This window comes from Dactylosporangium sp. NPDC049742 (assembly GCF_040674675.1).
GTDB classification, from domain to species: domain Bacteria; phylum Actinomycetota; class Actinomycetes; order Mycobacteriales; family Micromonosporaceae; genus Dactylosporangium; species Dactylosporangium maewongense.
Genome location: NZ_JBFANF010000020.1, coordinates 1 through 12,968, shown reverse-complemented (window position 1 = coordinate 12,968; position 12,968 = coordinate 1). Strand labels below are relative to the sequence as shown.

Annotated in this window: 11 protein-coding genes; 1 reads left to right on the top strand and 10 read right to left on the bottom strand. The window is 70.6% G+C overall.

Annotation, left to right across the window (positions count from 1 at the left end; genetic code table 11):
* Positions 1-13: 13 nt before the first annotated feature.
* The 8 genes from AB0J72_RS24155 to AB0J72_RS24120 all read right to left on the bottom strand — a co-directional run bounded on the left by AB0J72_RS24155 (position 14) and on the right by AB0J72_RS24120 (position 9,755).
* The gene (locus AB0J72_RS24155; RefSeq protein WP_363402234.1) at positions 14-2,641 is read right to left on the bottom strand and encodes a DNA translocase FtsK 4TM domain-containing protein; all 2,628 of its coding nucleotides are present in this window, start codon (positions 2,639-2,641) and stop codon (positions 14-16) included.
* Between the two features lie 2 nt (positions 2,642-2,643).
* Positions 2,644-3,045, bottom strand: a complete 402-nt coding sequence (locus tag AB0J72_RS24150; RefSeq protein ID WP_363402232.1) for a DUF2784 domain-containing protein — start codon at positions 3,043-3,045, stop codon at positions 2,644-2,646.
* A 4-nt stretch (positions 3,046-3,049) separates the two neighbouring features.
* Complete coding sequence (locus AB0J72_RS24145) at positions 3,050-4,738, bottom strand: ribonuclease J (protein WP_360559686.1); 1,689 nt, start codon at positions 4,736-4,738, stop codon at positions 3,050-3,052.
* Complete coding sequence (gene dapA, locus AB0J72_RS24140) at positions 4,735-5,688, bottom strand: 4-hydroxy-tetrahydrodipicolinate synthase (RefSeq protein WP_344507815.1); 954 nt, start codon at positions 5,686-5,688, stop codon at positions 4,735-4,737. The genes AB0J72_RS24145 and dapA overlap by 4 nt, the downstream gene beginning before the upstream one ends.
* A 36-nt stretch (positions 5,689-5,724) precedes the next feature.
* Positions 5,725-6,462, bottom strand: coding sequence for an FAD-dependent thymidylate synthase (thyX, locus tag AB0J72_RS24135; RefSeq protein WP_363402229.1), 738 nt, complete (start codon positions 6,460-6,462; stop codon positions 5,725-5,727).
* 12 nt (positions 6,463-6,474) lie between these two features.
* Positions 6,475-7,023, bottom strand: coding sequence for a DUF2752 domain-containing protein (locus tag AB0J72_RS24130; RefSeq protein ID WP_363402489.1), 549 nt, complete (start codon positions 7,021-7,023; stop codon positions 6,475-6,477).
* Positions 7,024-7,132: 109 nt separating this feature from the next.
* Positions 7,133-8,347 (bottom strand): crosslink repair DNA glycosylase YcaQ family protein, encoded by a 1,215-nt coding sequence (locus tag AB0J72_RS24125; protein ID WP_363402227.1) that lies wholly within the window; start codon positions 8,345-8,347, stop codon positions 7,133-7,135.
* Between the two features lie 70 nt (positions 8,348-8,417).
* Entirely contained in the window at positions 8,418-9,755 is a 1,338-nt protein-coding gene (locus AB0J72_RS24120; protein ID WP_363402226.1) for a glycosyltransferase 87 family protein, read from the bottom strand.
* Positions 9,756-9,941: 186 nt separating this feature from the next.
* On the opposite strand from AB0J72_RS24120, the gene AB0J72_RS24115 reads away from it, so the two are divergent.
* Positions 9,942-10,550 (top strand): GNAT family N-acetyltransferase, encoded by a 609-nt coding sequence (locus tag AB0J72_RS24115; RefSeq protein ID WP_363402224.1) that lies wholly within the window; start codon positions 9,942-9,944, stop codon positions 10,548-10,550.
* An 83-nt stretch (positions 10,551-10,633) separates the two neighbouring features.
* Here AB0J72_RS24115 and dapB read toward each other — a convergent pair whose 3' ends face one another.
* Positions 10,634-11,371 carry a 4-hydroxy-tetrahydrodipicolinate reductase gene (gene dapB, locus AB0J72_RS24110; RefSeq protein WP_363402222.1) on the bottom strand — a complete coding sequence of 246 codons (738 nt, stop codon included), beginning with the start codon at positions 11,369-11,371 and terminating at the stop codon, positions 10,634-10,636.
* 10 nt (positions 11,372-11,381) lie between these two features.
* On the bottom strand, positions 11,382-12,695 hold the full coding sequence (locus tag AB0J72_RS24105) for a pitrilysin family protein (protein ID WP_363402220.1): 1,314 nt from the start codon (positions 12,693-12,695) through the stop codon (positions 11,382-11,384).
* Positions 12,696-12,968: the final 273 nt, after the last annotated feature.

Sequence of the window (12,968 nt, the reverse complement as noted above, 5' to 3'; positions counted from 1 at the left end):
CACGGCAGCGGGGTCAGGCGTCGTCTTCCGAGTCCTTCAGAGTGGTGAGGACCTCGGGGAGCTCGTCAGGCTTGATGAGGACGTCGCGGGCCTTGGAGCCCTCGGAGGGGCCGACGATGCCGCGGGTCTCCATCAGGTCCATGAGGCGGCCGGCCTTGGCGAAGCCGACGCGCAGCTTGCGTTGCAGCATGGACGTGGAGCCGAACTGGCTGGTGACGACGAGCTCGATGGCCTGGAGCAGGAGGTCGAGGTCGTCGCCGATCTCCTCGTCGACCTTCTTCTTGGTGTCCTCGGGCTTGGTGGTGACGCCGTCGCGGAACTCGGGCTCGCGCTGCTCCTTGCAGAACTTGACGATGTCGTTGATCTCGGTCTCGCTGACCCAGGCGCCCTGGATGCGGATGGGCTTCGAGGCGCCCATCGGCAGGAAGAGGCCGTCGCCGCGGCCGATGAGCTTCTCGGCGCCCGGCTGGTCGAGGATGACGCGGGAGTCGGCGAGCGACGACGTCGCGAACGCCAGCCGCGACGGCACATTCGCCTTGATGAGACCGGTGACGACGTCGACGCTCGGGCGCTGCGTGGCGAGGACCAGGTGGATGCCGGCCGCGCGGGCGAGCTGCGTGATGCGCACCACCGAGTCCTCGACGTCGCGCGGCGCGACCATCATGAGGTCGGCGAGCTCATCGACGACGACCAGCAGATACGGGTAAGGGCGGATCACCCGCTCGCTGCCCGGCGGCGCCGTGATCTGCCCGGCGCGGACCTTGCGGTTGTAGTCGTCGATGTGGCGGACGCCGGCGGCGGCCAGGTCGTCATAGCGCATGTCCATCTCGCGCACGACCCAGTCGAGCGCGTCGGCGGCCCGCTTCGGGTTGGTGACGATCGGCGTGACCAGGTGCGGGATGCCTTCATAGCTGGTCAGCTCGACCCGCTTCGGGTCGACCAGCAGCAGCCGCACCTCGTCGGGCGTCGCCCGGGTCAGCAGCGACACGAGCAGCGAGTTGAGGCAGCTCGACTTGCCCGCGCCGGTCGCGCCGGCGATCAGGATGTGCGGCATCTTCGCCAGGTTGGCCACCACATAGCCACCCTCGATGTCCTTGCCGAGGGCCACGATCAGCGGGTGGTGGTCGCCGGCCGCGACGCGCGAGCGCAGCACGTCGCCGAGCGCGACATTCTCACGGTCGGGGTTGGGGATCTCGACGCCGACGGCGCTCTTGCCGGGGATCGGGCTCTGGATGCGCACGTCGGGCGACTTCACCGCATAGGCGATGTTGCGCGACAGGGCGGTGATCCGCTCGACCTTGACGCCGTGGCCGACCTCGACCTCATAGCGCGTGACCGTCGGGCCGCGGGTGAAGCCGGTGACGAGCGCGTCGACGCCGAACTGCTCGAACACGCCCTGCAGCGCCGCGGTCACCTCGTCGTTGGCCCGGGTGCGGCCGCGCGGGGCGTCGCCGGTGCCGAGCAGGTCGGGCGGCGGCAGCTTGTAGTCGGTGTCGGTGAGCGCGAGCTGCTCGGCGCGGGTCGGCAGCGGCGAGTGCTCCGGCGGATCCTTCTCCCGCTCCTTCTCCTTGGCCTTCTTGCGCGAGGCGGCCGCCGGCCGCGGCAGCACGACGGTGTCGTGCACGATCGCGTCGTCGCCGGAGCCCAGGTCGGGCGCCGAGGCGTCGTAGCCGAGCGGGCCCTCCTCGTCGTCCAGCGGGTGCGGCAGCGCGGCCTGCCGGCGGCGGGCCGGCGCGCGGCGCGCCGGGCGCGGCTCCGGCTCCTCGTAGAGCTCCTCGAACTCCTCGTCGACGTCGAGGGTCGGGTCCTCGACGCGGCCGAGCGCGAGATCGCGCAGCTGCCGCCAGCGCTGCGGGATGCGGCTGATCGGGGTGGCGGTGACGACCAGCAGGCCGAACCCGGAGAGCAGGAGCAGCAGCGGGACCGCGACCCAGGAGGTCACGGCCTTCTCCAGCAGGCCGCCGGCGGCGCGGCCGAGCAGCCCGCCGGCCTTGTCCATGAGCTGGGGGGCCTCGGGGCTGCCGGCCGCGAGGTGCATGAGGCCGGTGCCGCCGAGGAAGAGCGCGCTCCAGCCGACGAGGCCGCGGCCGCGGTGGTCCTCCTCGGGGTCGGAGCGCATGACCCGGATGCCGCCGACGACCAGCAGCACCGGCAGGATCGCCGCGGCGCCGCCGATGAACGTGTGGCAGATGCCGGCGAGCCAGTGCCCGACGGGCCCGGCGGACTGGAACCACAGCGCGGCGGTGAGCAGCACGGCGAGGCCGATGAGGCCCAGGCCGGCGCCGTCGCGGCGGTGCTCGGGGTCGAGCCCGCGCGCGCTGGCCGCCTGGCGGCCCACGGCCCGCGCGGCCCAGCCGACACCGTGCGCGACACCCATCCAGACCGCGATCATGCCCCGCCCGAGCAGCCCGAGCGGCGTGGCGACCATGGCGCCACTGCGCCGCCGCGCCCGTGGCGTCACCGTGCGACGCGCCGCGGGAGCCCGCTTGGCGGCGGCCCGGGAGGTCGAAGCCGAGGTCGAGCGGGTGGTCGAAGCCGCAGCAGTCCGCTTTGCCGGAGTCGTCCGTTTGGACGGCGTGCTCGAGCCGCCGCGGGCGCTGGGGGTGCCACCGCGGCCGGCCTGAGAGGTGCGGCCCGCCATGGTCACACCGTAGCGGTAGGCTCCGACATTTCTTCGGAGCGGCGGGTCGTGTTCCGGCGCTTTCTGTAGCGCACGTAGATTCCGGCGTAGGACACCGCCACCAGTACACCCACCAAAACCTGCAACAGGTGGGTGTAGCGCTCCGGATAGAGGACGCCTTCGATGTACTGGTCGATGAAGCCGCGCCCGACGCCGGTCTCGCCGGCCTTGCGGCGGGCCCAGTGCTCGACCAGCGTCAACGGGCAGGTGAGCGGGATGCTCACCACGGCGAGGCCCCAGGCGGCGGCCGCGAGATGCGGCCACAACGCCCTGGGCCAGCGCCAGGCGAGGAACCCGCCCAGCACCACGTACGCGAGATAGCCGAAGTGCACGACGAGCACGGTGGACGCCAGCACCTCGTACATCTCGCTAGACCTCCACCACCGTCGGGACGATCATCGGCCGGCGCCGGTACGCCTCGTTGACCCAGCGGCCGACGGTGCGCCGCACGATCTGCTGCAGCTGGTGCGGATCGGTGATGCCCTCGGTCGCGGCCTTGTTGAGCGCCTCGGTGACCAGCGGCAGCACCGCGGCGAACACCGCCGGGTCGTCGGAGAAGCCCTTGGCCGACACGGTCGGGCCGGCGACGACCTTGCCGGTCACCGAGTCGATGACCACGGTCGCCGCGATGAACCCGCCGTCGCCGAGTATGCGGCGCTCGGTGAGCAGCGACTCGCCGACGTCGCCGATGGCGAGGCCGTCGACGTACACGTACCGCGACCGGATGTGACCGACGAGGGAGGCCTTGCCGTCGACGAGGTCGACGACGTCGCCGTCCTCGCAAAGCACGACCCGGTCGTCGGGGACGCCGGCGTCGCGGGCGAGCTGGGCGTGCGCCCGCAGGTGCCGCCACTCGCCGTGGACCGGCATGAAGTTGCGCGGCTGCACCACGTTGAGCAGGTAGAGCAGCTCACCGGCGGGTGCGTGCCCGGACACGTGGACCTTGGCGACGTCCTTGTGCACGACGAGCGCGCCGGCCCGGGACAGCTGGTTGATCACGCGGTACACCGCGGTCTCGTTGCCCGGCACCAGCGACGACGCGAGCACGATCGTGTCGCCCTCGCCGATCTGCACGTGCCGGTGGTCGCCGTTGGCCATCCGGCCGAGGGCGCTCATCGGCTCACCCTGCGAGCCGGTCGACATCAGCACGACCCGGTCCTCGGGCAGCCCCATCGCCTCGTCGATCGGCACCAGCAGCCCCGCGGGGATCCGCAGCAGCCCCAGGTCGCGGGCGATGCCCATGTTGCGCACCATGGACCGGCCGATCAGCGCGACCTTGCGGCCGTGCAGGTGCGCGGCGTCGAACACCTGCTGGACCCGGTGCACGTGCGACGCGAACGACGCGACGATGATCCGTCCCTTGGCCCGGCCGAAGGTCCGCTCCAGGACCGGGCCGATCTCCCGCTCCGGGGTGACGAACCCGGGGATCTCCGCGTTGGTCGAGTCGGACAGCAGCAGGTCGACGCCCTTGGCACCGATCCGGGCGAACCCGGCCAGGTCGGTGATCCGGCCGTCGAGCGGCAGCTGGTCCATCTTGAAGTCGCCGGTGTGCAGCACGGTGCCGGCCGTCGTCGTCACGGCCACCGCCAGCGCGTCCGGGATGGAGTGGTTGACCGCGAAGAACTCGCACTCGAACGGCCCGAGCCGCTCGACCTGGCCTTCCTTGACCGTCAGCGTGTACGGCTCGATGCGGCGCTCGGCGAGCTTCGCCTCGACCAGCGCGAGGGTGAACTTCGACCCGACGAGCGGGATGTCCGGCTTGTGGGCGAGCAGATACGGCACGGCACCGATGTGGTCCTCGTGGCCGTGGGTGAGCACGATCGCCTGCACCTGGTCGAGCCGGTCGAGGATCGACGAGAAGTCGGGCAGGATCAGGTCGACACCGGGCTGCTCCACATCGGGGAAGAGCACCCCGCAGTCGATGATGAGCAGCTTGCCGTCGAGCTCGAACACCGTCATGTTGCGCCCGATGGCGCCCAGCCCGCCCAGCGGCGTGACCCGCAGGGCTCCTGGAATGAGGGGCGGCGGTGGTTCGAGCTCGATGTGTGCCACCGTCATAGGGCCACTCCGAGGTCGTTGTGATGTGCCATCTGGTCTGCGGTGCCGATCGTGCGGCCCGCCTCAGCGCAATCCTCCCGCAGCCGGCCGAGCTCCGCCGCGTTCGCCGGCACCAGCGGCGGGCGCACCGGCCCGGCGGGCAGGCCCAGCAGCGTCAGGGCGGCCTTGGTGAGGATGACTCCCTGCGTGCGGAAGAACCCGCAGAACGCGGGGAGCAACTGCAGGTGGAGCGCACGGGCGCGGGCGACGTCGCCCTCCTCGTGCGCCAGGATCATCCGCTTCGTCTCCGGCCCGAACACGTGCGTCGGCACGCCGACCACGCCCACGGCACCGACCGACAGCAGCGGCAGGGTCAGCTTGTCTTCACCCGAGTAATACGCCAGATCGGTGCGCTTGATCACCCAGGCGCTCTCGCCGAGGTCGCCCTTGGCGTCCTTCACCGCGACGACCCGGTCGTGCTCGGCGATCCGGCACATGGTGTCGGTCTCGATCGCCACACCGGTCCGGCCGGGGATGTCATACACCATCACCGGCAGCCCGGAGGCGTCGCCGATCGACCGGAAGTGCTGGAGGATGCCCGCCTGCGGGGGTTTGTTGTAGTACGGGGTGACGACGAGCAGACCGTCGGCGCCCGCCTTCTCCGCGGCGCGGGCCAGCTCGATCGTGTGGTGCGTGTCGTTGGTGCCGACGCCGGCGATCACCGTGGCCCGGTCGCCGACGGCCTCGATGACGGCCCGCAGCACCTGGTCCTTCTCGGCGTCGCTGGTCGTCGCGGACTCGCCGGTGGTCCCGTTGACCACCAGGCCGTCATGGTCCTGGTTGTCGACCAGGTGAGCGGCCAGCCGCGCCGCACCGTCGACGTCGAGCGAACCGTCAGCGCGGAATGGCGTGACCATCGCGCTGAGCAGCCGGCCGAACGGCCGGCCGGGGTCGGAACCGGTGCGTGTCATACGCACAACCTAGCGGACGCCTTCCGGTCGCTCAGCTCAAGATTCCCAGCTGTACTGAGCGGCGGCGACCTCGGTGCCGTCAGCCAGCGTACTGATGGTGAAATCCGCGAATACGTTCGGCGCCACGCGCTGCAGCTCCTTGAGGCAGGCGATCGCCACCTCACGGATCTCGACGTCCGCCGCCTCCGTCGCCCGCATCGTCACGAAGTGCCGCCACGCCCGGTAGTTGCCGGTCACGACGATCTTCGTCTCGGCCGCGTTGGGCAGCACCGACCGCGCCGCCTGCCGGGCCTGCTTGCGCCGGCTGGTGCCGTTCTCGACCTCGCTGAACCTGGCCTCCAGGCCCTCCAGCAGCTCGTTGTACGCCCGCAGCGCCGCCTCGGAGGCCTCCACGAACACCTTGTGCAGCGCCGGGTCCTCGGCGATCACGTCCGGCTCGACCATCTGGGCCTCGCGACCCGGCACGTACCGCTGCGACAACTGCGAATAGGAGAAGTGCCGGTGCCGGACCAGCTCGTGCGTGAACGACCGGGACACCCCGGTCAGGTAGAACGTGACGGTGCCGTGCTCCAGCACCGACAGGTGCCCGACCTCGAGAATGTGCCGCAGGTAGCCCTCATTGGTCGCGGTCGCCGGGTTGGGCTTCTTCCACGACTGGTAGCACGCCCGGCCCGCGAACTCCGCCAGCGCCTGACCGCCGTCCGCGTCCGTGTCCCATGGCACGTCCGCGGGCGGTTCGAAATGGGTCCAGGCGATGGCTTTGGCTTCGAGCATTTCAGGAGCCTACTAAACGAACAGCCAGTCGAATGGCGCCCACGGCAGGTTCCTGACCACTGAGAATATGAGCCACGCCACGAGGAATCCGATCAGCGTGCCGCTGGACAGCTGCATCGTCGGCAGCACCTTACGGTTCGCCAGCCGGTTGATGGTCCAGCTCGCGTACATGTACGCCAGGAACGGCGCGGCGAACACCAGCATCGCGTGGTGGTGCGCCGCCGCCGGGATGTCACCGTGCAGCATGTACCAGGCGGCGCGCGTGCCGCCGCACCCCGGGCAGTCGAACCCGGTGAACAGCTTCATCACGCACGTCGGCGCGTCGGTCGCGCCCGCCTGAGTCGGCCGCATGAGCAGCGTGTAGGCCACCCCGCCGGACACCAGCGCCGTCAGCCCGAGCGGCGACACCCACCTCGGCGTCCGCTCCGCCAGCCTCGCGAGCCGCCCCTTCGGCGGTGTCACATAGGCATACTGGTAGCCATACGGCGGCACCCCATGACCACCCGCGCCGGGCTGGACCACGTCCGCGGCGGACCCACCGGGCAGAAGGTGCGCGGCCATCCCGTCACTCACGGGCGCGGCCTGAAGGGGTGACGTCACGCTCTTCACGCTACACCGTCCCAGCCACCATCCCCGCCGCCGATCATGCGACAGCAGCGGAGGCGTCAGGTCAGGCGGTCATCGCCTTGGCCAGGTCGACCGCGAAGTCACCCGCGACGGGTAAGTCCACCCGCTCCAGCCCCAACCACCCCGCGAACCGCCGCAGCTCCGCCCACAGCGCCGAGGCCACCTCGGGGCGGGACGGGGCGCCGCGCCCGGTCAGGGGCTCCACCCACACGGCCGGCACCAGCAGGGTCGAGGAGCGGCGGTCGGCCTTGAGGTCGACGCGGGCCACCAGCCGGTCACCCAGGAGGAACGGCAGGACGTAGTAGCCATAGAGGCGCTGGAGCGGCGGCACGTAGATCTCGATGCGGTAGGTGAAGCCGAACAGCCGCGCCACGCGGGCCCGCTCCCACATCAGCGGGTCGAACGGGCTGACGAGGGTGGCCGCGCCGATGCGGCGGGGGGTGGGGGCCTCGTGGTGCAGGTAGGCGCGGGGCTGCCAGCCCTCCACCTCGGTGGGGATGAGCTCGCTGGACTCGACCAGCTCGGCGATCGCGGTGCGGGCGCCGGCCAGCGGCAGGCGGAAGTAGTCGCGCAGCTCGGCCTCCGCGGCGATGCCGAGCGAGCGGGCCGCGACGCGGACCAGGTCGCGGTAGGCGTCGGCCGGGTCGGGGGTGGGGGCAGCGAGGACCGCGGCGGGGAAGATGCGCTCGGGGACGTCATAGACGCGGGCGAAGGACGAGTTGCGGCTGGCGACGCTGACCTCGCCGGTGTAGAAGAGCCACTCGATCGCGGTCTTGGTCTCCGACCAGTTCCACCCCCAGTGGTCCTTGCTGCGGGGCTTGGCCAGGTCGCCCTCGACCTCGTTGGCGGTCATGGGGCCCTTCGCACGGATCTCTTCGAGGACCCAGCGGATCAGGTCGGGCTGCTCGCGGGCCAGGCGGACCATCCGCCCCCACGCGGCGCCGGACTGCATGCGCCAGCGCAGCGCCGGCTGCAGGTGGACCGGGACGAGGGACGCCTCGTGGGCCCAGTATTCGAACAGCTCGCGGGGGCGCCGATAGGCCATCCTGTCGAGCAGCTCGGTCGGGTAGGGGCCGAGGCGACTGTAGGCGGGCAGGTAGTGCGCGCGCTGGACGACATTCACCGAGTCGATCTGCAGCAGACCTGTGCGGCCGAGGACCCGCTTCAGGTGGCGCCGCTCGGGAACGCCGGTGGGGACCCTGTCGGCGAAGCCCTGGGCGGCGAGAGCGATCCTCCGCGCCTGCGTAAGTGTCAGCACCCCGCGAGGCTAACCCCGGGGTATGACAAAAAAGGGGCGGCCCGAAGGCCGCCCCTTTGCAACGATCGATCTATGCGCCGACGAGCGGCCGGGACGGCTCCCCGGCGTCCTTCGCGTCGAACGCGGCGCTCACCCGCCGGTCGATCTCGACGAGGTCCGGGTCGGGCACGTCCTCGACGACCGGGCCGGTGGAGGTGGCCGGGTTGGTCCGGCGCGCCGGGCCGGAGCTCTCCGAGGCGGGCTCCCGGATCGGCAGGGTGATCAGCAGGGCGATCATGAGCAGGATGTACGCGTTGCCGCCGATGAGGCCGAGGCCGTCGAACTTCATGTGGAAGGCCCACGGCGTGCGGCTGCACAGCAGCAGGTACGAGAACACCCCGAAGATCATGATGTGGCGCCGGCGGCGGGCCTCGGTGCTGCGGTCGGTCGCGTGGTCGAGCAGGACCGCCATCGAGGGCAGGACCCACACGAGGTGGTGGATCCAGCTGATCGGGCTGATCATGCAGCCGACGAGGCCGGTCAGCGCCAGCCCGGCGAGCTCGTCGCCGGCCTTGACCGCCTTGCGGACCCGCCACGCCCAGACGGCGAGCGCGCCGAGCACGAGCAGCGCCCACAGCGGCTTCATCGGGTCCGGGTTGAACAGGCGGGCGACGAGGCCGCTGAGCGCCTGGTTGGACACGAACGTCGCGGAGCCGACGCGGTCGGTGTTCCACATCGCGTCGGTCCAGAAGACCCGCGAGGCGTCCGGCGCGAAGGTCGCCGCCGCCCAGGTCGCGGCGGCCGCGGTGGCCGTGGAGACGGCGGCGGCGCGCCAGCGGCGGGTCACCACGAGGTACAGGATGAACACACCCGGCGTGAGCTTGATCGCGGTGGCCAGGCCGATGCCGATGCCGCCGAGGCGCGAGCCCCCGCGGACCAGCAGCAGCAGGTCGCCGACGACCATGAAGAGCAGCAGGATGTTGACCTGGCCGAAGTTGACGGTCTCGCGCACCGGCTCGAAGGCGGCGACGATGCCCATCGCGATGGCGAGGGAGAACCAGAACTGCCAACCCTGGCGCTTGATGACCGGGCCGATGAGCCAGGTGACGATGCAGCCGAGGGCGACGACGTTCATCGTCACGCTGATCGCGATCGCGGTGTGCCACCCGATCAACGCCATGGGCGACATCAGCGCGGCGGCGAACGGTGGGTAGGTGAAGCCGTACGGCGTGCCGGGCACCAGGTAGTCGTAGATGTCACCACCCTTGTTCACCCAGTAGTCCATGGCGCCGTAGTAGACCTTGAGGTCGAAATACCCGTTTCTCGCAGCGGCCACGTACAAGAAGGCCCACACGACGGCCCACACGGCCACCACGATGAGCACCTGCTTGACCCGGGGCCGAAGCTTGGGCCGGACGGCCGTCAACACGGCGACTCGTCCTCGCTCCGCCACTTGTGCTGCCCTCCACTCGCTCGTTGCTGGCTACCTGCTGCCTGACTCAACGGTTGCTCGGGTCCAACTGTGACGAGCCGCCGCTACCCAGCCACGTGGCTCTTCACACAAATTCCGTGGCCACTCCGTGGCGCGGAACACACATCCGTAGGCTGCTGCGTCATGACGCTCGGGTTCGTCCGACCGGCGCGACTCGACGACGTCGTCGAGATCACGCGAATCCAACTCACGACCTGGCGGGTCGCCTATCGGCGACTCCTGCCCCAACACATCCTCGACCAACTGGACGAGGACTGGATTACCCGCAGGTGGCGGGACGCAATCACGGAGCCGCCGACCCCCGAGCACCGGGTCCTGGTCGCGGTGGAGCAACAGGAGTCGCCCAGCGCCGGACCGACCTCAGCATACGTCGTGGGTTTTGCCGCGTCAGGTCCGGCAGACGACACCGCACTGGCTCCGGAGGAAGATCACACCGTCTTGACGAAGGCCGCCGCGATCACCGATGTCCTGGTTGAACCCAGGTGGGGACGGCGCGGCCACGGCAGCCGATTGCTGGCGGCTAGTGTCGATTTGTGGCGTACTGACGGATTTACGACAGCGCTTGCCTGGACGTTCGCTGAAGACCGTGTTACGCGTCGATTTCTGGAGAGTTCCGGCTGGGCCCCGGACGGGGTCAGCCGGTCACTCGATGTTGATGATCTGCTCATCCCGCAGATCCGTTGGCACACGTCACTCGAGGCCCAGGAAGACCCCGCCGTTACCTCGATGTGACCCTGTTGCGCCCGAATTGGGGCTTCCGGATCCCAGTATCTGGAATCGTCAGACGAAACGCGAATCGGTTACGCAACGTGACGCTAGTCGAGCAGCGGCCCGAGCCCGACGGTCAGTCCCGGCCGGGCGACGACGGCGCGGACGGCGAGCAGTACACCCGGCATGAACGACTTCCGGTCGAACGAGTCGTGCCGGATGGTGAGCGTCTCCCCCGCGGCGCCGAAGAGCACCTCCTGGTGCGCGACCAGCCCGCGGGCCCGCAGCGAGTGCACCGGGACGCCCTCGACGTCGGTGCCGCGGGCCCCCGCCATCTCCTCCGTGGTGGCGTCGGGCACCGGTCCGAGCCCCGCGGAGGCCCGCGCCGAAGCGATGAGCTGGGCGGTGCGCAGCGCCGTGCCGCTGGGCGCGTCGATCTTCTGCGGGTGGTGCATCTCGACCACCTCGACCGACTCGAAGTAGCGGGCAGCGCGCGCCGAGAACTCCATCATCAGCACGGCGCCGACGGCGAAGTTGGGCGCGATGACGATGCCGACGCCCGGCGCGGACGCCAGCAGGGACCGCACCTCGTCCAGCCGCTCGGTGGTGAAGCCGGAGGTGCCCACCACCGCGTGCACGCCATGCGAGACGCACCACCGCAGCGTGTCCATCACCGCGTCCGGCGTGGTGAAGTCGACGAGCACGTCGAAATCGGGCGCCAAGGTGTCACCGACGTCCAACGACGCCACGAGCGAGAGATCCGAAGCGGCGGAGACGGCCTGGCAGGTCTCGGTGCCCATACGGCCGCGCGCGCCCAGCACGCCGACCCTGATCTGCGAAGTCACGCGGGATAATTTATCCCAAAGCTCCCGCGAAGGCGGTGTCGTCGAACTCACCGATCACCGCGAGCGACATCGGCCGCGACAGCAGCTCGCCGGCCACCTGACGGACCATCTCGGGCGTGACGAGGTCGACCCGGCGCAGCACCTCGTCGACGGAGAGCAGCTCGTCATACAGCAGCTCACCCTTGCCGAGGCGGCTCATCCGGGAGCCGGTGTCCTCCAGGCCCAGCACGACGGCGCCCTTGAGCATGCCCTTGCCGCGCTCGACCTCCGCGTCGGTGACGCCCTCCTCCGCGACCCTGGCCAGCTCGTCCCGGGTGATGGCGAGGACCTCCTCGACCTTGCCGGGCGCGCAGCCGGCGTAGACCCCGAAGAGCCCGGCGTCGCTGTACTGCGACGTGAAGGAGTAGACCGAGTAGGCCAGCCCGCGCTGCTCGCGGATCTGCTGGAACAGCCGGCTCGACATGCCGCCGCCGAGCACGTTGTTCAGCGCGCCGAGGGCGAAGCGGTTGTCGTGCTGCCGCGGGTACCCCACGCAGCCGAGCACCACGTGCGCCTGCTCGGTGTCCTTGTTGCGGACCACGATCTGCCCGGACCGGGACGGCACCTTCGTGGTGCGGGAGCGCCGCGACGCCGGGTCCGTGGGGTCCGACAGGCCCGAGAACGCCGCCCGGACCGCCTTGACGACCTTCGCGTGGTCGAGGTTGCCGGCGGCGGCCACGACCATCTGCGACGGCTGGTACCGCCGGCGGTAGAAGCCGTCGATCTGCTTGCGGGTCAGCGCCGAGATGCTCGACACGGTGCCGGAGATCTGCCGGCCCAGCGGGTGGTTGCCGAAGATCGCCTCGGTGAAGACGTCGTGCACCTCGTCGCCGGGCTCGTCGTCGTGCATGGCGATCTCCTCGAGGATCACGCCACGCTCGGTCTCGACGTCCGCGTCGGTCAGCACCGAGTCGATGACCAGGTCACACACCACGTCGATGGCGAGCGGCAGGTCGGCGTCGAGCACGCGCGCGTAGTAGCACGTGTACTCCTTGGCGGTGAACGCGTTGGTCTCCCCGCCGACCGCCTCGATCTGCGAGGAGATGTCCAGCGCGCTGCGCCGCTTGGTGCCCTTGAAGAGCAGGTGCTCGAGGAAGTGGGACACCCCGGACAGAGCCGGGGTCTCGTCCCGTGAGCCGATGCCGACCCAGACGCCGAACGACACGCTTCGCATCGACGGAATTGCCTCGGTCAGGATGCGCAGCCCGTTGGGCAGCACGGTGCGGCGCACCGTGCCACCCAGCGGGTCATCTGCCAACGTCTGGGTCAGCGGTCGACTCACCATGTCTCAGCTGTGCCGGTTCCGCCGACGACGGAACTCGCCACCGTCCTCGCCACCCTCGGCGGAGCCGCCCTCGTCCGAGCCGCCCTCCGACGAGGCAGGCGCCGACGACTGACGGGGGCCGCGGTCGCCGCGGTCACCACGGTCGCCGCGCTCACGCGAGCGGGGGCCACGGTCGCCGGCTCACCGTGCACCAGCTGATGACGCTGCTGCGCTTCGGCAACTGCCTCAACGTCGAGGCCCGCAGCCTCCTCGCGTGCCTGCACACCCTGTGGT